This window comes from Pseudonocardia yunnanensis, assembly GCF_039534065.1.
GTDB lineage: Bacteria > Actinomycetota > Actinomycetes > Mycobacteriales > Pseudonocardiaceae > Pseudonocardia > Pseudonocardia yunnanensis.
In genome coordinates this window covers 394,316-414,405 of the sequence record NZ_BAAAUS010000006.1, presented here as the reverse complement: position 1 = coordinate 414,405, position 20,090 = coordinate 394,316, and the positions used below count along the sequence as shown (strand labels likewise).

At 69.3% G+C, this 20,090-nt stretch carries 20 protein-coding genes; 11 read left to right on the top strand and 9 right to left on the bottom strand.

Annotated elements, in window-relative coordinates; translation table 11 throughout:
- Nucleotides 1–77: 77 nt before the first annotated feature.
- Complete coding sequence (locus ABD743_RS08175) at nt 78–2,465, top strand: transglycosylase domain-containing protein (RefSeq protein WP_344720361.1); 2,388 nt, start codon at nt 78–80, stop codon at nt 2,463–2,465.
- Between the two features lie 124 nt (nt 2,466–2,589).
- Complete coding sequence (locus ABD743_RS08170) at nt 2,590–4,110, top strand: glycosyltransferase family 87 protein (RefSeq protein ID WP_344720359.1); 1,521 nt, start codon at nt 2,590–2,592, stop codon at nt 4,108–4,110.
- A gap of 11 nt (nt 4,111–4,121) precedes the next feature.
- On the opposite strand, the gene ABD743_RS08165 is transcribed toward ABD743_RS08170, so the two are convergent.
- The gene (locus ABD743_RS08165; protein ID WP_344720357.1) at nt 4,122–4,943 is read right to left on the bottom strand and encodes an N-acyl homoserine lactonase family protein; all 822 of its coding nucleotides are present in this window, start codon (nt 4,941–4,943) and stop codon (nt 4,122–4,124) included.
- A 66-nt stretch (nt 4,944–5,009) separates the two neighbouring features.
- Here ABD743_RS08165 and ABD743_RS08160 point away from each other — a divergent pair, with 66 nt between their 5' ends.
- Complete coding sequence (locus ABD743_RS08160; protein ID WP_344720355.1) at nt 5,010–6,476, top strand: phenylacetate--CoA ligase family protein; 1,467 nt, start codon at nt 5,010–5,012, stop codon at nt 6,474–6,476.
- A 50-nt stretch (nt 6,477–6,526) separates the two neighbouring features.
- Nucleotides 6,527–7,111: an NUDIX hydrolase gene (locus ABD743_RS08155; protein ID WP_344720752.1), complete on the top strand. Its 585-nt coding sequence runs from the start codon at nt 6,527–6,529 to the stop codon at nt 7,109–7,111.
- Here the strand turns inward: ABD743_RS08155 and ABD743_RS08150 are convergent.
- Both ABD743_RS08150 and ABD743_RS08145 read right to left on the bottom strand, forming a co-directional pair.
- Nucleotides 7,108–8,508, bottom strand: coding sequence for a glycosyltransferase family 87 protein (locus ABD743_RS08150; RefSeq protein ID WP_425566900.1), 1,401 nt, complete (start codon nt 8,506–8,508; stop codon nt 7,108–7,110). The genes ABD743_RS08155 and ABD743_RS08150 overlap by 4 nt on opposite strands.
- Nucleotides 8,509–8,548: 40 nt before the next feature.
- Nucleotides 8,549–9,319: a deoxyribonuclease IV gene (locus tag ABD743_RS08145; RefSeq protein ID WP_344720353.1), complete on the bottom strand. Its 771-nt coding sequence runs from the start codon at nt 9,317–9,319 to the stop codon at nt 8,549–8,551.
- A gap of 249 nt (nt 9,320–9,568) precedes the next feature.
- Here ABD743_RS08145 and rpsF point away from each other — a divergent pair, with 249 nt between their 5' ends.
- The 5 genes from rpsF to dnaB all read left to right on the top strand — a co-directional run bounded on the left by rpsF (nt 9,569) and on the right by dnaB (nt 13,153).
- The gene (gene rpsF, locus ABD743_RS08140) at nt 9,569–9,907 is read left to right on the top strand and encodes a 30S ribosomal protein S6 (RefSeq protein ID WP_241036557.1); all 339 of its coding nucleotides are present in this window, start codon (nt 9,569–9,571) and stop codon (nt 9,905–9,907) included.
- 10 nt (nt 9,908–9,917) lie between these two features.
- Nucleotides 9,918–10,418: a single-stranded DNA-binding protein gene (locus tag ABD743_RS08135; protein WP_241036558.1), complete on the top strand. Its 501-nt coding sequence runs from the start codon at nt 9,918–9,920 to the stop codon at nt 10,416–10,418.
- 57 nt (nt 10,419–10,475) lie between these two features.
- On the top strand, nt 10,476–10,712 hold the full coding sequence (gene rpsR / locus ABD743_RS08130; protein WP_241036559.1) for a 30S ribosomal protein S18: 237 nt from the start codon (nt 10,476–10,478) through the stop codon (nt 10,710–10,712).
- Nucleotides 10,713–10,755: 43 nt separating this feature from the next.
- The gene (gene rplI, locus ABD743_RS08125; RefSeq protein WP_241036560.1) at nt 10,756–11,205 is read left to right on the top strand and encodes a 50S ribosomal protein L9; all 450 of its coding nucleotides are present in this window, start codon (nt 10,756–10,758) and stop codon (nt 11,203–11,205) included.
- 538 nt (nt 11,206–11,743) lie between these two features.
- The gene (gene dnaB / locus ABD743_RS08120; RefSeq protein ID WP_344720749.1) at nt 11,744–13,153 is read left to right on the top strand and encodes a replicative DNA helicase; all 1,410 of its coding nucleotides are present in this window, start codon (nt 11,744–11,746) and stop codon (nt 13,151–13,153) included.
- 45 nt (nt 13,154–13,198) lie between these two features.
- On the opposite strand, the gene ABD743_RS08115 is transcribed toward dnaB, so the two are convergent.
- The 5 genes from ABD743_RS08115 to ABD743_RS08095 form a co-directional block, all read right to left on the bottom strand.
- Nucleotides 13,199–14,410, bottom strand: a complete 1,212-nt coding sequence (locus ABD743_RS08115) for a cytochrome P450 (RefSeq protein WP_344720350.1) — start codon at nt 14,408–14,410, stop codon at nt 13,199–13,201.
- Between the two features lie 80 nt (nt 14,411–14,490).
- Nucleotides 14,491–15,321 (bottom strand): ABC transporter permease, encoded by an 831-nt coding sequence (locus ABD743_RS08110; protein ID WP_344720348.1) that lies wholly within the window; start codon nt 15,319–15,321, stop codon nt 14,491–14,493.
- Complete coding sequence (locus ABD743_RS08105) at nt 15,318–16,277, bottom strand: ATP-binding cassette domain-containing protein (RefSeq protein ID WP_344720346.1); 960 nt, start codon at nt 16,275–16,277, stop codon at nt 15,318–15,320. Before ABD743_RS08105 ends, ABD743_RS08110 begins: the two co-directional genes overlap by 4 nt.
- A gap of 29 nt (nt 16,278–16,306) precedes the next feature.
- On the bottom strand, nt 16,307–17,149 hold the full coding sequence (locus tag ABD743_RS08100; protein WP_344720344.1) for a DUF4097 family beta strand repeat-containing protein: 843 nt from the start codon (nt 17,147–17,149) through the stop codon (nt 16,307–16,309).
- A gap of 70 nt (nt 17,150–17,219) precedes the next feature.
- Entirely contained in the window at nt 17,220–17,750 is a 531-nt protein-coding gene (locus ABD743_RS08095) for a YlcI/YnfO family protein (RefSeq protein ID WP_344720342.1), read from the bottom strand.
- Between the two features lie 208 nt (nt 17,751–17,958).
- Between ABD743_RS08095 and ABD743_RS08090 the strand changes: the two genes are divergently transcribed.
- A complete protein-coding gene (locus ABD743_RS08090) occupies nt 17,959–18,576 on the top strand; it encodes a TetR/AcrR family transcriptional regulator (protein WP_344720340.1) in 618 nt (205 codons plus the stop codon).
- Between the two features lie 76 nt (nt 18,577–18,652).
- Nucleotides 18,653–19,321 (top strand): biliverdin-producing heme oxygenase, encoded by a 669-nt coding sequence (locus ABD743_RS08085; protein WP_344720338.1) that lies wholly within the window; start codon nt 18,653–18,655, stop codon nt 19,319–19,321.
- A gap of 56 nt (nt 19,322–19,377) precedes the next feature.
- Here ABD743_RS08085 and ABD743_RS08080 read toward each other — a convergent pair whose 3' ends face one another.
- Nucleotides 19,378–20,052, bottom strand: coding sequence for a TetR/AcrR family transcriptional regulator C-terminal domain-containing protein (locus ABD743_RS08080; protein WP_344720336.1), 675 nt, complete (start codon nt 20,050–20,052; stop codon nt 19,378–19,380).
- Nucleotides 20,053–20,090: the final 38 nt, after the last annotated feature.

Genomic DNA, 20,090 nt, shown 5'->3' with positions numbered 1-20,090 from the left:
CTCCCCACGCACCCCACCGTCCCGGACAGCCGTATCCGGCTGCGCCTCCGGGCGCGCGTGGCCGCGGCGGCCCGCCCGTGCCGCCGGGCGCGCCTGGCAACGGTCGTGTTCCCCCGCAGCGCTACCGCGCGGACGGTCCTCCGGTCACGCAGCAGGGCGGTGCGCAGCGGCCGCCGTACAGCTCCGGCGACATGCCGCTGCTCACCCACGACGAGACCGGTGCCACTTCGGTGGCGCGGGAGGGCGCGCTGGCCGTCGCCGAGCGCACGGAGGTGGTCTCCGGCGCTCCCGGGATGCCGCAGAAGCCGGCTCGCAAGGGCAGTCCGTGGCGGCGGGTGCGACGGATCCTCTATGTCCTCCTCGGTCTGGCGGTGATCGGGCCGCTGCTCGCCTTCGTCATCGGCTGGATGATCTTCTCGGTGCCCAGTTCCGATGAAGCGGCGCTCACCCAGGTCGCCACGTTCACGTTCGCCGACGACCAGCCCCTCGCCACCGTCCGCCCGGAGAACGTCAACCGGGTCAAGGTCACCCTGGACAAGGTTCCCCAGCACACCCGGGAAGCGGTGCTGGCGGCCGAGGACGCCACGTTCTACTCCAACCCGGGCTTCGACATCACCGGCATCGCCCGCGCGATCTTCAACCAGCTCACCGGGGGTATCGGTGGTGGGTCGACGATCACGCAGCAGTACGTCAAGGTGTCCACGGGCCACGACGAGAGCTCCCTGTGGCGCAAGTACAAGGAAGTCGTGCTCGCGGTGAAGATCTCCCGCGAACAGAGCAAGGACCAGATCCTCGAGAACTATCTGAACACGATCTACCTCGGCCGGGGGGCCTACGGGGTTCAGGCGGCCGCCAAGGCCTACTTCGGCAAGGACGTCCAGGACCTCACCATCGGCGAGGGCGCCATGCTGGCGGGCACCATCCAGTCGCCGTCCAACTGGGACCCCGCCAAGAGCCGCCCTGACGCCGAGCGCCGCTGGAACTTCGTGATGGACCAGATGGCCGAGCGCGGGTGGATCACCGCGGCGGAACGCGCGCAGCCGTTCCCCACCAACTGGCTGCCCGAGGCTCCCTCGCTCGGCGGCGTGCCGGACGACGATCGCTACCACATCTACGAGAAGGCGATTCAGGAGCTCGCGGCCAAGGGGATCACCCAGGACCAGATCGACACCGAGGGCCTGACGATCACCACCACCGTGCAGCAGCCGAGGCAGGCGCAGGCTGTCGAGGCGATCAAGAAGGTGATGAAGGGCCAGCCCGACAATCTGCGCACGGCGCTGGTCTCGATCGACCCCAAGACGGGCGCGATCCTCGCCTACTACGGCGGCGCCAACGGTCTCGGCACCGACTACGCCAACGCGATGCGTCAGCCCGGGTCGTCGTTCAAGCCGTTCGTGCTGGCCGCCGCTCTCCAGAGCAACAAGGGCATCGGGCTCGGCTCCCTGTACGACGGCTCGTCGCCGCAGGTGTTCGAGGGCCAGTCCGTCAGCAACTCCGAGGGCTTCAACTGCGACAGCTGCACAGTGCAGACGGCCATGACGAAGTCGATCAACACGATCTTCTACCGGATGGCTGTCGACGTCGGTACGCAGCGCGTGGCCGATGCCGCGCACCAGGCCGGTATCCCGTCCGACGTGGAGCTCGCGGCCCGGGGCGGTATCGCCCTCGGTGACTCGGAGGTCCACCCCGTCGACATGGCGTCCGCGTTCGCGACGTTCGCCGACGACGGGGAACGCCACGAGCCCTACATCGTCTCGAAGGTGGTCGCCGCCGACGGCCGGGTGCTCTTCGACCGCGGTGACGCCGCCGGTGAGCAGGCGGTCCCTCAGCAGGTGGCGCGCAACGTCACCGAGTCGATGATCGACGTCGCGAGCAGCTCTCGCATCGCGCTGTCCGACGGCAGGCCCGTCGCGAGCAAGACCGGCACCGTGCAGCTGAACAAGACCAACCAGAACAAGGACGCGTGGACGGTCGGCTACACGCCGTCGATCTCCACCGCCGTGTGGGTCGGCAGCGACTTCAGCGATCCGATCAAGAACTCGGCAGGCCAGCCGATCTTCGGGCGCATGCTGCCCGGGTCGATCTGGCAGGAGTTCATGAACAGCGCCCTGCGGGGCACGCCGAAGGAGCAGTTCTCCAAGTTCGTGCCGATGGGCGTGCCGCCGGCCGCCGACCCGGCGCTCAACCCGAACCCGTCCGGCTCCCTGTCGCCGTCCGATACGCCGGGGGACAACTCGGACGAGAACGACGGCCGCGGCGGTCGTGGCAACGGGAACGGGAACGGCCGGGGCAACTCGGACGACGGCTCGAACGGAAACTCCGACGACAACTCGGACTCCGGTTTCGGGGGTGGTGGCGGACTCTTCGACAGTAACGATGGCAACGGCGGAGACTCGTCCGACAACTCATCGGGGAACAGCAACGACAACAGCAACTCCGACAACGGCACCGGGAACAACGACTGATGACCGGAGGCGGCGCGCAGAGGCGTGCGACACCGGCTGACGACACGGCCGGGTTCGCGCCGCAGTCCGGCCCAGCGGGGTGAGCAGGGCCGGGCGCGGGGCGGGGCCACCCACTCTGTCCCGCGTGGTGCCCACCTGGACCGAGCCGCTCGCCGCCTCCGCGAGCCGGATAGTCGGCGGTCCGCTGGGGCGCCACGCTCTGATCGGACGCAGCTCGTTCTGGACGCCGCTGCGCGTCGTGCTGCTCCTCGCGGTGATCGTGTTGGCGCTGGGCTGGCTGGGCAAGGCCCCGTGCCTGCAGCAGGGCCCCACGGCTGACGGCGGGCTGATGCTCGACTGGCGCAACGGCCGTCAGTACGTGGCGATGTGCTACTCCGACACCGTCCCGCTGTACGGCGTGGAGGGCCTCGACAGCGGGGCGTTGCCGTACCGGGACTCGTGGGTGGAGGGTGCGGGCACTCCCGACGAGCAGGTCCGCTACATGGAGTACCCGGTACTCACGGGCTTCTTCCAGTACGCCAACGCCCGCCTCGCCGATGGCTGGCTCTGGCTGGTGGAGCAGGTTCCGGCTCTGCCGACTGCCCTGCCTGTCGTCGTGTACTTCGACATCTCCGCGGCCTGGCTCGCGATGGCCTGGCTCGTGGTGGTGTGGGCGGTGCGGATGCTGCGGCCCGCGCGTCCATGGGACGCCGCGCTCGTCGCGTTGTCGCCGCTGGTCATCGTGCACGCCTTCACCAACTTCGACACGCTCGCCGTCGCGTGCGCCACAGCCGGCTTTCTCGCGCTGGCCCGGCGCCGCCCGGTGCTGGCCGGGGTGCTCATCGGGCTGGGCGGGGCGTTCAAGGCCTACCCGCTGTTGTTACTCCTCCCTGTCGTGCTGGTCGCGTGGCGCCGCCGCGACATGCCCACCGGCGTGCGCACGATTGCCGCGGCCGCCGTCACATGGTTGGTGGTGAACGCGCCGGTCGCGGTGGCCTTCACTCCGGGCTGGTGGGAGTTCTTCCGGCTCAACCAGACACGGCCCGCCGACCCCGACTCGCTCTACTTCGTCGTCTCCTATTTCACGGGCTGGCCGGGTTTCGACGGTCCGCTGGAGCCCGGCCAGGCCGCGGTGGTGCTCAACGCCGTGAGCGCATCCCTGTTCGTGTTGTGCTGTGCGGGATTGGCGGTGCTGGCGTGGCGGGCGCCGCAGCCGCCGCGGCTCGCGTCGCTCGGCTTCCTGGTGGTGGCGGCGTTCCTGCTGGTCAACAAGGTGTGGAGCCCGCAGTACTCGCTCTGGCTGGTGCCACTCGCGGTGCTCGCGCTACCGCGCTGGCGACTTCTGATCGCGTGGATGCTGATCGACGCCGTGGTCTGGGTGCCGCGGATGTTCTATTACCTGACCCCAGCGCAGAAGGGGCTGCCGCCGGATTGGTTCCTCGGCGCGGTCGTGCTCCGCGACGCCATGGTCGTGCTGCTGTGCGTGCTGATCGTGCGGACCATCCTGCGGCCCGAGACCGATCCGGTGCGGACGGCACGGTCGCGGAGCCGCTCCGACGACCCGGACTGGCCTGCGCCCCGGCCGTCCGGCACTCGTGAGGGGCCCCCGCTGCGGTCGGGTTCCGGAGTCGCCGCCGACGCCGACCCCGTCCGCAACGGGTCCTGATCCCCCTGGGATCACGCCAGTACGACAGCAACCTGGCCGGCGGCTCCCGGGGCCGTGGGGAAGCGCTCGCGCGTGCGGGCGTCGTGACCCGGCACGATCGTGGCTCCGAACTCCTTGCCCATCCGGTTGATCAGCGCCAGGCCGTCGCGCATCTCGTCGATGTCGGTGAAGGCGAAGAACGGCCACCCGTGCTCGATCTGCTCGTAGAAGTGTGCGGCGTCCGACGCCAGTACGAGCGGGCCGTTCGCCGTCTGCACCGTGACGACAAGCTCGCCCGGGCAGTGACCTCCCACCGGATGCACGGCGATCGAGGGGGCGACGGCGGCGGGTTCGCGCACCAGACGGAGCCGGCCTTCGTCCTCGGCCCGTTGCACGACGGCGAGGTCGGCCTCCGTGGTGAACTCGCCGTTCAGGGCGCCGGAGGCGCGCTTGCCGAACCAGTAGTCGTATTCGCGGCCGCCGGAGACCACCTCGGCCGCGGGGAACAGCCCCAGGTGGCCGATGTGGTCGTAGTGGAAGTGGCTGGTGACCACCCGCGCGACCGAAGCGGGGTCGATCTGCAGCAGCTCGAGGCACTCAGGAGGCGCGGTGACCGGCACCTCGCCCAGCCAGTCGCGCGCCGCGACGTCATAGCCGGTGTCGACCAGGGTGATCCCGTCGTCGCCGTGGATGACCCAGAAGTTGTAGTCCATCTCGAGCCAGCCGTCGGGGACGCCGTAGGCGGCGTAGTCGTGGAACACGTCGCTGCGGCGGACGCGGCGCTCCGCGTACTTCACCGACAGAACCTCTCGCGCGGGAGCGAGCACAGCCGGATCGATCAATTCGACCTCCACGTCCGATCATCAGACTGTCCTACAACCGATCGCAGCCTAGCCGACCGGGATCGTTAATCTCGGCAGATGCTCGACGAGCGACCAGCCGATGTTCTCGCCGCCTACCGGGAGTTCTTCGAGGGTGCGGAGTCCGGGGGCGAGGAGCGGGTCCTCAGGCTCTTCCACGACGTGGCCGGCTCGGTGCCGGCCTACCGGGAGTTCCTGCGGGATCACGAGGTCGACCCCGACTCGATCCGTTCCCTGGCCGACTTCCGCGGTCTCCCGCTGATGACGAAGGACACCTACCTCCGGTGTCATCCGCTGCCCCGGCTGTGCCGGGACGGCCGGATCGACGACAGCGACATGATCGCGGTGTCCTCCGGCTCGACCGGCCGCCCGACGATCTGGCCGCGGTCGCTCGTCGACGAGCTGCACATCGCCCGCCGGTTCGAACAGATCTTTCGCGACGGGTTCGGCGCGGCGGCCCGCAGCACGCTCGCCGTGGTGTGCTTCCCGCTGGGCACCTGGGTGGGCGGCTTGTTCACCGCCTCGTGTGTGCGGCACCTCGCGGCCAAGGGCTACCCGATCACGGTGGTCGCGCCCGGCAACAACAAGGGCGAGATCCTGCGTGTCCTGCCGGAGCTCGGGCCGCACTTCGACCAGGTCGTCCTGCTCGGCTACCCGCCGTTCGTCAAGGACGTGATCGACACCGGGGTGGCCGAGGGCCTCGACTGGTCCTCGTACGCCATCAAGCTCGTTCTCGCGGGCGAGGTGTTCAGCGAGGAGTGGCGCGACCTCGTCGCCCGGCGCGCCGGGATGGCGAACCCCGTGACCGACTCGGCGTCGCTCTACGGCACCGCCGACGCCGGCGTGCTCGGCAACGAGACTCCGCTGTCGGTGTCGATCCGCCGCTTCCTGGCGGGCCGCCCCGACCTGGCGAGCGAGCTGTTCGGGGATCTCCGGCTGCCCACGCTGGTCCAGTACGACCCCGGCAGCCGGTTCTTCGAGGCGCAGGACGGCACCCTGCTCTTCTCCGGGGACAGCGGCATCCCGTTGATCCGCTACCACATCGCCGATGAGGGAGGCGTGCTCCCGCATCGGGAGCTGCTCGACGTCTGTGTGCGCCACGGGTTCGAGCCGGTGCCCGGTCCTGCGCTGCCCTTCGTCTACGTCTTCGGGCGGTCCCTGTTCGCCGTCTCGTTCTTCGGTGCGAACGTCTACCCGGAGAACGTGGCGGTTGCGCTCGAGCAGCCGGTGATCAGCGATCAGGTCACGGGCAAGTTCGTCCTGGAGACGGTGGAGGACGAGGATCGGAACCGCCGGTTGCGGATCACCGTCGAGCTCGCTCCCGGCCGCACGGTCGACACGGACGCCTTCTCGTCGGACGTGGCCGAGTCCGTCCGGCAGCAGCTGCAGCGGCGCAACAGCGAGTACGCCCACTACGTGCCTGCGGACCAGCAGCTGCCGCAGGTGCAGCTGCGGGCCACGGGCGACGCCGAGTACTTCCCTGTAGGCGTCAAGCATCGCTACACGCGCCAGAGCGCTGGCAACTGACGGTGCTGCCCAGGATCGTTTCCGTGAGGCACGATCGGGACGTGGACAGCATGCGCTCGCGGGTGGCCGATGCCCTACGCCGGTTCGACCGTCGTCCTGCCGAGCGGCCGGACCTCAAACGCGCCTCGGTGGCGATCGCGCTGATCGAGCCGGGCCCGGCGTTCCTGCTGACCCGTCGTGCGCCGACACTGCGGGGCCACGCAGGCCAATGGGCGCTGCCCGGCGGACGCAACGAACCCGGCGAGTCGCCAGGGGAGGCGGCGAGGCGCGAGCTCGCGGAGGAACTGGGGCTCGTCCTGGGTGCGGACGCCGAGCTGGGCATGCTCGACGACTACGCCACGCGGTCGGGCTACGTGATCACGCCCGTGGTGCTCTGGGCAGGGGCCGACGGGGACCTGCAGCCGAACCCCGCCGAGGTGAGCGAGCTGCACCGCGTTCCGCTGGACCTGATCGACGTCGAGCCGCGGTTCCTCACGATCCCGGAGTCCGACGCACCCGTGATCCAACTCCCGTTGTTCGGCCGGTTCGTGCACGCACCCACCGGTGCGGTGCTCCACCAGTTCCGGGAGGTGGTGCTGCACGGGCGCCCCACTCGCGTGGCGCACCTGGAACAGCCGGTGTTCGCCTGGCGCTAGGCGGGCGACGGACGAACGGCCCCTGTGAGCGCAACCGGGCGGTCTGCCTCGTCGGCGGCCAGCCGGTCGGGCAGGCGGAGGAACACCACGAACAGGACGACGAGGAGCGCCGCCCGTCCCCAGACGCCGATGGCCACGGCCTGCGCCGCGAAGCCCTCGTAGATGCCGATCCCCACGCCGGTCTTCAGCGCGTAGAACCAGCGGAAGATGCCGATGCCCATCATCAGGTCGACGATCAGGTAGCCGACGACCCACCGCCAGGGCACCTGCAGCAGCACGAAGAACGGCAGGAGCCACAGCGTGTACTGCGGCGAGTGCACCTTGTGCAGCAGCAGGAAGCCGCACAGCATCGCCGCGCTCACCGCGACCCAGGGGTAGACGCCGCTGCGGCGCCACCGCCACCAGCCCACAGCCGCGGCCACCGCGAAGGACAGCAGCACGAGGCCGGGCGAGAGCCAGTTGATGACGGCCTGGAAGGCGACGTTGTCGGGCTCGGACTCCGGCCGGAAGCCCCAGTACCAGATGGAGTTGGTGGTGAGGTCGACCTTGCGCAGCTCCTGGAACGTGAAGGACGCGCGCCAGCCCTCGTACCCGGCCACCGCGAAGGGCAGGTTCACCAGGATGACGGTGCCGGCGGAGGCTAGCGCGACCCGCAACGCGGCAGCCCAGTGCAGCACGCCCGGCCGCGATGCGGTGAGCACGTAGAGCGCGAGCGGGAGCACGAAGGCGCCGGGGTAGAGCTTGAACGCGAAGCCGAGCCCGAGCAGGACCCCCGCCACGACGCCCCGATCGACGAGGGACCGCGAGGTGCGCCAGCCATGCATCACGAACACGGCCCCGACCGCGCACGCCACCACGGGTAGGTCCCAGTTGTGGAACGCGTAGAGCACCAGCGGCGGGCCGAGCGCCCACACCAGCGCGCGCCACCGGGACAACCGGCCCAGCATCCAGCCGGTGAGCAGGCCGAACGGGGCCATCAACAGTGCGGAGCCGAGCAGGAAACCGGCGTCGTCATGCGCGAACAGCGCCCCGGCCCAGATGAGCATTCCGGTGAGCACCGGGTACTCGACCGTGCCGCCGGTGAGCTGGCCGTCCGGGGTGATCGACCCGCTGAGGTACGGGAAGACGTGGTGGTTGATCTCGCGGCCGAGCCACAGGTGCTGGATGTCGGAGTAGCAGACGTCTCGGTCGATCCGGATGTCGTAGTCGGGCTCGCTGCGGCCCGCCGAGTCGAACTCCGGTCCGGTGCAGCGGGCCTTGTTGACGTAGCCGAGCACCAGCACGAGGCCGGTGAGCAGCACCAGCACGACCAGCATGGCGCGGCCTGCCCGGGCTACGGGAACGGCTGCTGGAGCGGACCGGTCCGTGCGGACGGGGCCCACTGCGGAGCGTGTCACCGGCCGGCCCCGGCGCCGTCCGGTTCGTCCTGCGGACAGTTCACGACCCCAGCCGCTCGCGGAGGAACGCGATGTCGTCGGACTGACCCTCGGCCGGCGTCTCGACGACGACCGGCGCGCCCGCGGCGGCGCACACGGCAGCCAGCTGCTCGGGCTCGATGGTGCCGTCGGCGATGTTGGCGTGACGGTCGCGGGCGGAGCCGAACTCGTCGCGGGAGTTGTTGAGATGCACCAGGTCGATCCGGCCCGTGATCGACTTCGCCCGGTCGACGACGTCGACGAGATCCTCACCGGCCGCGAAGGCGTGGCACGTGTCGAGGCAGAACCCCATCCCGAACTCGCCGACGGCATCCCAGAGGCGGGCCAGTGCGTCGAACCGGCGCGCCATGGCGTTGTCGCCGCCTGCGGTGTTCTCGATGAACACCGGCACGGCGAAACCACCATCGTCCATCTGCCGCTCGACGAACTTGCGCCAGTTCTCGAAGCCCTTCGCGGCGTCCTCGCCCTGCGTGACGTGGCCGCCGTGGACCACCAGGCCGATCGCACCGACCTCGGCGGCCGCCTCCGCATGCTGGATCACGAGCTTGCGCGACGGGATGCGGATGCGGTTGTTCAGCGACGCCACGTTGATGACATACGGTGAATGCACCACGACGGCGAGCGGGCCCGTGCGGAGCTGCTCGGCCTGCGGGTGCGTCGGCGGCTTCTTCCAGCCCTGTGGGTCGGCCAGGAACATCTGCACGATGTCGGCCCCACGGTCGGCCGCCGTGACCAGCGGGTCGTCCTCGCGCACGTGGGCCCCGATGAGCATGCGGGCAAGCGTAGTGACCGCCCCCGACAGTCGTTCCCTGGCGTGGTCCGCACGGCCCAACAGGGGCGCGGGGCCGACCGGAGCTCCACTCGTTCGCCCTGGTAGCCTCGTCATGTCGACCCGACCGGCGTCCTCCGGATGCCGCACGCGCAGCCCATTTGCGGCGGCCGTTTCTGTCGGGGCTTCCTGAGAACCTCCTGTCGCGGATGGACCGCGACCGTTCCAGTCCATAGGAGGTGAGTGGTTCTCATGCGTCATTACGAGCTGATGGTCATCCTCGACCCCAGCCTGGACGAGCGCACTGTGACGCCGTCCCTGGAGACGTTCCTCAACGTCGTGAAGAACGACAAGGGCACCGTCGAGAAGATCGAGGTCTGGGGCAAGCGCCGCCTGGCCTACGAGATCGCCAAGAACGCGGAGGGCATCTACGCCGTCCTCGAGGTCACCTGCGAGCCGGCCACCGTCGCCGAGCTCGACCGCCAGCTGGGGCTCAACGAGTCCGTGCTGCGCACCAAGGTGATGCGCCGCGAGCCGAAGCGGGCCGTCGAGCCGAAGCGGGCGCCCGCGCCTGCTGCCGCCGCGAGCTGAGGCGATAGCCATGGCCGGCGAGACCGTGATCACCGTGGTCGGCAACCTCACCGCCGACCCGGAGCTGCGCTTCACCCCGTCCGGCGCCGCGGTCGCCAACTTCACCGTGGCGGCCACCCCGCGCACCTTCGACCGCCAGTCCGGCGAGTGGAAGGACGGCGACGCGCTGTTCATGCGCTGCAACGTCTGGCGGCAGGCGGCGGAGAACGTCGCCGAGACGCTCACCCGCGGTATGCGCGTGATGGTGCAGGGCAGGCTGCGGCAGCGCAGCTTCGAGACCCGCGAGGGCGAGAAGCGCACCGTCGTCGAGCTCGAGGTCGACGAGGTCGGCCCGTCCCTGCGCTACGCCACGGCCAAGGTCAACAAGGTCAGCCGCGGTAGCGGCGGCGGTGGCTTCGGCGGTGGTTCCGGCGGCGGCGGTGGTGGCGGTGGCGCCCCGATGGATGACCCGTGGGGATCCGCCCCGCCGGCCGGCAGCGGCCCGGCGATGGACGACGAGCCCCCGTTCTAACCCAGAGACCACTCTCCGCCCGCGTGGCGGTATCGAGCACAACCAGGAGCAACCCCTATGGCCAAGCCCGTCCTGCGCAAGCCGAAGAAGAAGGTGTGCGCCTTCTGCAAGGACAAGGCCCAGGTGATCGACTACAAGGACACCGGCCTGCTGCGGAAGTTCATCTCCGACCGCGGCAAGATCCGAGCCCGCCGGGTCACCGGCAACTGCCGTCAGCACCAGCGTGATGTCGCGGTCGCGGTGAAGAACTCCCGCGAGGTCGCGCTGCTGCCCTACACCTCGACCGCCCGCTGAGCGAGCTCGCGAGCGAACCTCAGTACAGCGGAGGACCCACACCATGAAGCTCATCCTCACCGCCGACGTGCCCAATCTCGGTGCACCCGGCGACATCGTCGAGGTCAAGGACGGCTACGGGCGCAACTACCTGCTGCCCCGCTCGCTGGCCGTGGCGGCCACGCGCGGCGCGGAGAAGCAGGTCGCGGCGATCAAGCGGTCCCAGCAGGCCCGTCAGATCCGCGACCTCGGCCACGCCAAGGAGGTCGCCGGCCAGCTCGGCGGGCTCTCGGTCACCGTCCGGGCCAAGGCGGCGGGCGACTCGGGCCGTCTCTTCGGCTCGGTCACCGCGGCCGACGTCGTCGAGGCCGTCCGTGCGGCGGGCGGCCCGCCGCTCGACCGGCGTGCCGTGGAGGTGCCCGGTCAGATCAAGACCGTCGGCACCCACGCCGTCACGGTGCGCCTGCACCCGGAGGTCACGGCAGAGCTGGACATCGCCGTCGAGGCGAGCTGAGCCACCGCGCTCACCGTCACCAGCAGTAATCAGGGCGGAACGCGGGCCACGTGCCCGCGTTCCGCCCTGTTCTCTTTCTGGTTGATCTCGGGCGCTCTCTACCTTGTGCCTGCCCGCGGGTTCGCGGAAAGGTGACGGAGGCATCGCCGAGTGACCGTCCGGACGCGCCAGGGTGTGTGCTCCGCGAGCGTGCCCGACACGCCGAAACAGTCCCGTCGGCGTGTCGTGACGAGAAAGTTGTCCACATTTGCGATCATGCCGGTGAACTGCGGAGACGCCGCGTAGAAGCCAGTTGTCCCCATGTGGTCCACAGGCCGCTCCCTACTCGCTCCTGGGCGGCGCTCGATCCGTCCCCACCCCGTCCCCAGCTCCGTACACAGGGCGGTTTTGAACCGTCGGTGGAGCCCCATAACCTGCTCGCTCGGGGTCCGAGAACGCCTGCCCGGCGACAACTTCGGTTCACCGGAGCGTCACCCCGGGCCGAGGAGGCGCTTCGAACGCATGTTCGATATGATAGTGACTGGGGGTGACGCTGCGTATGGCACTGGCTGACGATCGTCCCGCAGGCAGACCGCGCCCGGTGCGCGCGGCGGGCGAGGCAGCTCCGGAGCAGGGTGGCAGTGCATTCGACCGTCAGCCCCCGCAGGACCTCACGGCCGAGCAGTCGGTGCTCGGCGGCATGCTGCTGAGCAAGGACGCCATCGCCGACGTGGTCGAGGTGCTCCGGCCCGACGACTTCTACCGCCCGGCCCACCAGACGGTCTACGACTGCATCCTCGACCTCTACGGCCGGGGCGAGCCTGCCGACGCCGTCACGGTGTCGTCCGAGCTGCAGCGCCGGGGCGAGCTGATCCGTCTCGGCGGCGCCCCGTATCTCCACACGCTGATCGCCACGGTGCCCACCGCAGCCAACGCCGCGTACTACGCCGAGATCGTCGCCGAGAAGGCCATCCTGCGGCGCCTCGTGGAGGCGGGCACACGCATCGTGCAGCTCGGCTACCACGGCGCCGACGGAGCCGAGGTCAACGAGGTCGTCGACCGCGCCCAGGCGGCCATCTACGAGGTCACCGAGCGCAGCACCAGCGAGGACTACGTGGCGCTGGAGGAGCTCCTCCAGCCCACGATGGACGAGATCGACGCCATCGCCTCCCGAGGCGGCGTCGCTCTCGGTGTGCCCACGGGGTTCGCCGACCTCGACGCAGCCACCAACGGGCTCCACCCCGGGCAGATGATCGTGGTGGCCGCGCGGCCCGGTCTCGGGAAGTCGACGCTCGGCCTCGACTTCGCGCGCTCCTGCTCGGTCGCGCACGGCCTCACCAGCGCGGTGTTCTCGCTGGAGATGAGCAAGTCCGAGATCGTCATGCGGCTGCTGTCGGCAGAGGCCCGCATCCGGCTCGCCGACATGCGCGCCGGGCGGATGAGCGACGACGACTGGACGCGCATGGCTCGGCGGATGAGCGAGATCAGCGAGGCGCCGATCTTCATCGACGACTCGCCCAACCTCACGCTGATGGAGATCCGTGCCAAGGCGCGCCGTCTCAAGCAGCGCAACGACCTCAAGCTCGTGATTCTCGACTACCTGCAGCTCATGACATCGGGCCGCAAGGTCGAGTCGCGCCAGCAGGAGGTGTCGGAGTTCTCCCGGCAGATCAAGCTGCTGGCCAAGGAGCTCGAGGTGCCGGTGGTGGCGATCAGTCAGCTGAACCGTGGTCCCGAGCAGCGCACCGACAAGCGCCCCATGCTGTCCGACCTGCGTGAGTCGGGCTCGATCGAGCAGGACGCCGACATGGTCATCCTGCTCCACCGCCCCGACGCGTTCGAGCGCGACGACCCCCGGGCCGGCGAGGCCGACCTGATCCTCGCCAAGCACCGTAACGGCCCCACGAGCACGATCACCGTGGCCCACCAGCTCCACTACAGCCGTTTCGCCGACCTGGCCCACGGCTGAGTCCCGAGAAATCGGCTGTAGGTCTGGCCCGTCACTGGCTCGCGGTCACACGTCCCAGGTGACCGGGAGGCTCTTCACCCCGTAGATGTCCGCGGTCTCCGGGCGCAGGCCGACCTCTTCAGCCGGTACGGCCAGGCGCAGCGTGGGGAAGCGGTTGACCAGTGCGGGGAACGCGACCTGCATCTCGACGCGGGCCAGTTGCTGACCCAGGCACTGGTGGATGCCGTGGCCGAAGGCCAGGTGCCCGCCGCCCTGCCTGTGGAGGTCGAGCACGTGGGGATCGTCGAAACGCTCGGGGTCGCGGTTGGCCGTGTTGATCGACAGGATGACCGTCGTGCCGGATTCGATGGTCTGGCCGCCCAACTCGACGTCCTCCAGTGCTGTCCGCATGAACGTCTTCGCGACGCTCAGGTACCGCAGCAGCTCCTCCACGGCCCGGTCGGCGAGCGCGGGATCGGCGCGCAGCGCGGCCAGCTGCGCCGGGTTGCGCAGTAGCGCAAAGGTGCCCAGCGCCAGCATGTTCGCGGTGGTATCGAGCCCGGCCGCCAGCAGGGTCAGGCTGATCCCCCTCAGCTCGTCATCGGTCAGATCGCTGCCCGTGAGGTCGCTGAGCACGTCGTCGGTGGGGTGCGCGCGCTTGCTGGCCACCAGTTCCGCGAGGTACTGCTGGGTCGCGGTGTAGGCCGCGATCAGGTCCTCGTCGCTCGTCTCCCCGTTCATGAACTTGTCGATGTTCTCCTGGAAGGAGTCCCGTTCCTGGTACGGCACCCCCAGCAGCTCACAGATCATGATCGCGGGGATGGGCTTGGCGAATGCGGTCACCAGGTCCGCCGGCGGCCCGGCCTTCTCCATGGCGTCCAGGTGGTCGGCGGTGATCTGCTCGACGCGCTCGGTGAGCAGGCGCATCCGCCGGACGGTGAACTTGCCCACCAGCGGTTTGCGATAGCGGCTGTGCTGCGGCTCGTCCGTGAGAAGGAACTCGCCGGGCGACGCCGGAGGGACCTCGATGAGGTCGCCGTAGTCGATGAGCGGGTGGTGGCGCATGAGCTCTTTGCGCGAGCTGAACCGCGAGTCGGCCAGGACCGACCGGACCAGGTCGTATCCGGTGATCAGCCAGCCCTGGTGCCCGTCAGGGAAGGGGTAGCGGCTGATGGGGCCGTGCCGGTGGGCGTCGATCAGCTCTGTCGGCGGGTCGAAGGGGCAGCCGGACTGACGCGCCGCCGGCAGCGTCGTGACGGTGTGGAGGGATTTACTCATGGCCATTCCTCGTCTCGCGATAGTTCGTTCAGAATTTCTGTCTTTGATGGCAGGCCGGACCGGGAATTTGGTTCATGCTGCTAGCGCGAGTACTCGCGGTTGAACAGCTTCTTCGACCAGAGGTAGCCGCCCAGGGCGATCAGCGCGCACCAGACGAGCGCGATCCAGGCGTTGTTCCCGATCGGCTTGGCCATCAGCAGGCCGCGCAGGGTTTCGATGATCGGCGTGAACGGCTGGTACTCGGCGAACCAGCGCAGCCCGTCGGGCATGGAGTCGGTGGGGACGAACCCGCTGCCGAGGAAGGGAAGCAGAACCAGCGGCATGGGCAGATTGCTCGCGGTCTCGACGCTTTTGCTGACCTGGCCGAGCGCGACGGACAACCAGACGAGCGCGAACGTCACCACCACGAGGAAACCGGCCGTGGCCAGCCACGCGCCCAGCCCCGCGGCGGGCCGGAATCCGACCAGCAATGCCACGCCGATCACGATCGCCAGGCTGAGCATCGCTTGGATCACGCTGCCGAGAACGTGCCCGGTCAATACCGAGACACGGGCGATGTGCATGGTGCGGAACCGGGCGATGATGCCTTCGGTCATGTCCATGGCGATCGAGATCGCGGTGCCCTGGACCGTGGCCGTCACGGTCATCAGGATGATCGCGGGCACCACGTAGTTGACGTACTCGGACCGCCCTCCCGTGCCACCGCCGAGACCGGCGCCCAGCGTGCCGCCGAATACGTAGACGAACAGCAGCAGGAAGATGATCGGCATCCCGATGAGCGTCACGGTCATCGACGGATACCGCAGCATGTGGGTGAGGTTGCGGCGCAACATCGTCATCGAGTCGCGCAGCGGGTAGGAACGCATACTCGCCGCGGCGGGGCGCGTGAGGGCGTGGGCCGGGGCGCTCATCGGGTGGCCACCTTCTCCTTGTTCGGGTTGCCGGTGAGGGCGAGGAAGACGTCGTCGAGATCAGGGGTGTGCACGGACAGCTCGGCGACCTCGATACCCCGGTGGTCGAGCCGATCGAGCAGGGTCTTGAGTGAGCGGACTCCGCCGTCGCTCGGCACCCGCAGGGCGAGCGCGTCGTTGTCGCGTGAGGCATGGTCCAGCAGGTGTACGGCCGAATCGAGGCTGTGCTGGTCGGTGAACCGTAGGCGGATGTGGCCGCCGGGGATGCGGCGCTTGAGTTCGTCCGCGGTTCCCTCGGCGACCAGCCGGCCGTGGTCGAGGACCGCGATCCGGTCGGCCAGCTCGTCGGCCTCGTCCAGGTACTGCGTGGTCAGGAAGATGGTGACGCCGCCGGCTACCAGGTCGCGGACGATCTGCCACATGGCCCGGCGGCTGCGTGGGTCCAGTCCGGTGGTCGGCTCGTCGAGGAAGATCACCTGCGGGCTCCCGACCAGGGTCATCGCGAGGTCGAGCCGCCGCCGCATACCCCCGGAATAGGTGGATGCCGGTTTCCTGCCTGCCTCGACCAGGTCGAACTGGTCGAGGAGCTGGGCGGCGCGGCGCCGGCCCTCGCCTCGGGGCAGGTGGTGCAGATCCGCCATCAGCAGCAGGTTCTCCTCGCCGGTGAGCAGGTTGTCCACCGCCGAGAACTGACCGGTGACACCGATCGCGGCGCGCACCGCGTCGGATTCGGTCGCCAGATCGTGGCCGGCGACTCGGACGGCACCGGCGTCGGCACTGATCAAAGTGGACAGAATCTTGACCGTGGTGGTCTTCCCGGCGCCGTTCGCGCCCAGCAGTGAGAAGACCGTTCCCCTCGGCACGTCGAGGTCGAGACCGTCGAGCACGACGTGGTCGCCGAACGACTTGCGCAGCCCGGTCACGGCGATCGCCGACTGGAATTGCGTGCTGGTCATGGATTTCCGTTCGCAAAGGTCGGAGGCGGTCAGGAGCGGCGGATCGTGACGTCGCCGTAGGACGTGCGTGCGCGCACCTCGACGGTCTCGTCGGACTCTCCCGGCCGGCCGGCGGTTTCCAGTTGGTTGCGCACATGCCCGAACCCGGTGTTCACGTCGAGCCAAGCGGCGGTGCCCTCGGCGATGCCGATCTCGACGTCGCCCGCGGCAGTGCCGAGGGCGACCGTGCCGCGGACCACTTCGCCGATGCGGATACCGCCGTTGGCCGTTTTCGCTTCGACACCGGCGCCGGCCCGGTCGATGGAGATCTCGCCGTTGGCCGTACGCACCCGCACGTCGGCGGCAACCGCGTCGATCACGATGTCGCCGTTGGAGCTCTTGACGACCGCAGTTCCCTCGATGTTGCCGAGCCGGACCTTGCCGGTTCCGGTGGAGAGCTCAGCGTTGCCCGCGACGCCGTCCACGGTGAGGTGACCGGCGCCCGTGTTCAGGCGCAGCGGGCCGGTCCGCTCCAGCTGGGCGTTCCCGGCACCGGTCTTGAACCGGCACTCGCCGAGCCGGCCCGCGCTGTGGAAGTCACCCGCCTGAATCTCGGCGGACACCTGGGAACCGGTGGGCAGTTCGATGGACACGTCGACCGATCTGGTCTTGCGGGAGAAGTCGAAAACGCGCTTGGGACCGGTGACCTGGAGAGTGCCGTTGGTGTAGTCGACGCGGACTTGCTGCGCGGCCTTGACGTCGGACTCGTCGGACTTGTCACTGGGCCGCACCTCGACGAGCGTGTCGGTCCGGTCGCTCGCGGTGATCTGCACGTCGGCGACGCCGAGTTCGATCGTGACGGAAATCGGTTCGGGCGTCTCGAAATTGGGCATGGTTGTCCCCTCATCATGAGTCGGTAGGGCGTCCCTGCAGGTCAGGGACGTGTGATGGAAAGCGGTGCGGCTAGCGCACCCAGCCGGTGAAGCGCTGCTGGCTGCGTTTGCCGCCGTGTGGCTCGGGGTGTTCGTCGCGGCCGGTCGGCCGCAGTGCCGCGGCGGCGGCCCGGACCAGCCAGGCGTTGACCGAGCGCCCCTCCTTGGCGGCGGCCTCTTCGACCGCTGCCTTGAGCTGCTCCGGCAGGCGCACGTTGATCCGTGTGGTGGGGCCGTCCTCGGCGATCGGTGGACCGCTGTCCGCCCCGCCGTCCACCGCTGCCGGGCCATCATCGGTCGCGTCCTGGAGTGGCTGCGCGGCCGGCGAGGTCACGACGAAGTCCGGATCACGCCCGCGCAGGCGCAGCTCCACCGAACCTGGGGCCAGGTCACGGGTGATCTCGTCCGTGGCGGCCGAGAGCGCTTCCAGCAGTGTCATCCGGATCGCGGACTCGAGTGAGCCGGTGAGGCGCTCGACCACCGCACGTGCCTCGTCACCGCCGGCTTCGGCAAGCGTGGCGAACTCACGTCCGAGGTTGCCCACATACGAGGTCAAGTCCATGGCATCACTGTGGCACACAGTTGGCACCATCGGCAAGCCAACTTGGCTCAGATCGAGCGTCGGGTGGCACCACCTGGCACTCTTGGAGGAAGACGCAGCCATGATGAACCGACGGCGTGGCGGCACTCCTGAGTTGCCTTCGTCAGGGTCTGATCGAGGCGCGTCCCCTAAGTTGGCTTTCACCGGCACGGGCGGAGGGAGGTGCGCGATGCCGAAGATCATCGGCGGCTCGCTGCATGCCCACCGCCAGCAGGTGCGGGCACGGGTCTTCGAGGTGCTGCGCACCCAGCTCTACGAGCGGGGGTTCGACGCGGTCACCCTCGCCGGGGTGGCGGCGGAGGCCGGCCTCGGACGTACCGCGATGTACAACCACTTCCCCGACAAGGAAAGCCTGCTCGTCGCCTTCGTCGAGGCCGAGGCGACCCGCTACGTCGACTGGCTGCGCGAGGCCGTCGACGCGGTTCCCGACCCGGTTGCCAAGCTCGCCACGTTCGTGCGGCTGCAGTTGCGCGTGCTCGCCGAGTACCACCTCCCGCCGGGCACCGCGCTGGCGTCCGCGCTCGCCCCGGCCGCGTACCGGCGGATCAGTGCGCACGCCGACCCGATCACAGAGCAGCTACGCGAGATCCTCGACGCCGGCCGGCGCGCGGGGCGGCTGCCCGACGAGGATCCGGACATCCTGCTCCCGATGATCACTGCGGCGCTGGCCAGTCGTCAGGTCGTCGACGTGCCGCCTGAGCAGCTGGATCAGGCCATCGAAGCCGCCGTCCGGTTCGTGCTGCGAGCAGTCGGAGCGAGCGAGGTCGAGGAGGGGACAGCGAAATAAGGGTCGCCTTACTCGCGGTGATGACCTAAGCTCTTTCTGACAAGGTGTCAGATCGTTGCCCCGAGGAGACGCCCCTATGCCGGTGACCACGGACCTCGTCGCGGCCCCGTTCTCCGCGACGCTGCGCGCCTCCACCAGGATCGTCCACGAGCGCGCCAACCACTCCGGCTACATGAACGCGCTGTTGGGCAAGGAGCTCACGCTGGCCGGCTACACCCAGCTCGCGATCCAGTACTACTTCGTCTACCAGGCGATCGAGCACGTCAGCGACACCATGGCCGGCGACGACATCGGTCGCGAGTTCGTCTTCGACGAGCTGCGCAGGCTGCCGAAGCTCGAGGCCGACATGGCGTTTCTCGTCGGGCCGGACTGGCGCGAAACGATCCGCCCGCTCCCCGCCACCGAGTCGTACGTGCGACGCATTCACGAGGCGTCGGGGTGGGCAGGCGGCTATGTCGCCCACCACTACACCCGCTATCTCGGCGACATCGCGGGCGGCCAGATCATCCGCCGGTTGCTGGCCACGACCTACGGCGTCGTCGACGAGGGCGCGCGGTTCTACCACTTCGACGAGATCGGCAGTGCCCCCGCGTTCCGCGACCGCTACCGCGCCAAGCTCGACGCCGCCCCGTGGAACGAGGCCGACCGAACCAGGGTCGTCGACGAGACGCTCGTCGCGTTCGAGTGCAACGTCGCGATGTTCGCCGAGCTCGCCGAGGACATGCATCGGTACCAGGCGGCGTAAGCCTGGCTCCCCACTGCGCGAGTCGAAACGAAACGGCGGGGCTTGTCCACGATCCGCTACGCCTCGTCGGGCTGCAACGCGTTGAGGATCATGGATAGGCCGAGATCGAACTCGCTCGCGTAGTCATAGTCCGGTCGACGGGTGTACTCGGTCAAGACCTCCGTGAGGTTCGGGTAGGCGTCGGCCGGCAGGTCCCGCGCGATCCCCTCCGCAACTTCGCCGAATTCGACAGGCCCCGTGAACGGCAGGCTCAGCTCCTGAAGGACGAATCCGTACAGGTAACTGTCGATCACCGTGAATGCATGCACGGCCATCGCGACCGAGAAGCCGCCCGCCCGCAGGGCGCCCAGCACGGCGTCGTGGTGGCGCAAGGTCGCAGGGCCGGGCCGCCTGCGTGAGTCCATCAGGCCGACCGCCCAGTGATGGCGTTGAAGCGCCGCGCGCACTGAAGCGGCACGGTCGCGCATGGCCTCTCTCCAGTCAGTGGTCGAGGCGGGCAGGTCGATCTCGCCGAACACCGAGTCGACCATCCCGTCGAGGACGTCCTCACGGCTGCTCACGTGGTTGTAGAGCGACATCGCCTGGACGCCGAGCCGGGCGGCGATCGCCCGCATCGACACCCCGGTCTCACCCGCCTCGTCGGCCAGCGCGATCGCCGCGGCGACGACCATGTCCCGGCTGAGCGGTGGCCGCTTCGCTCTCGTGTGGCGGCCGATGTTGCGCTCACCCAACGGATGCCTCCCCCGACTGCTACTTGACCGACTTACGC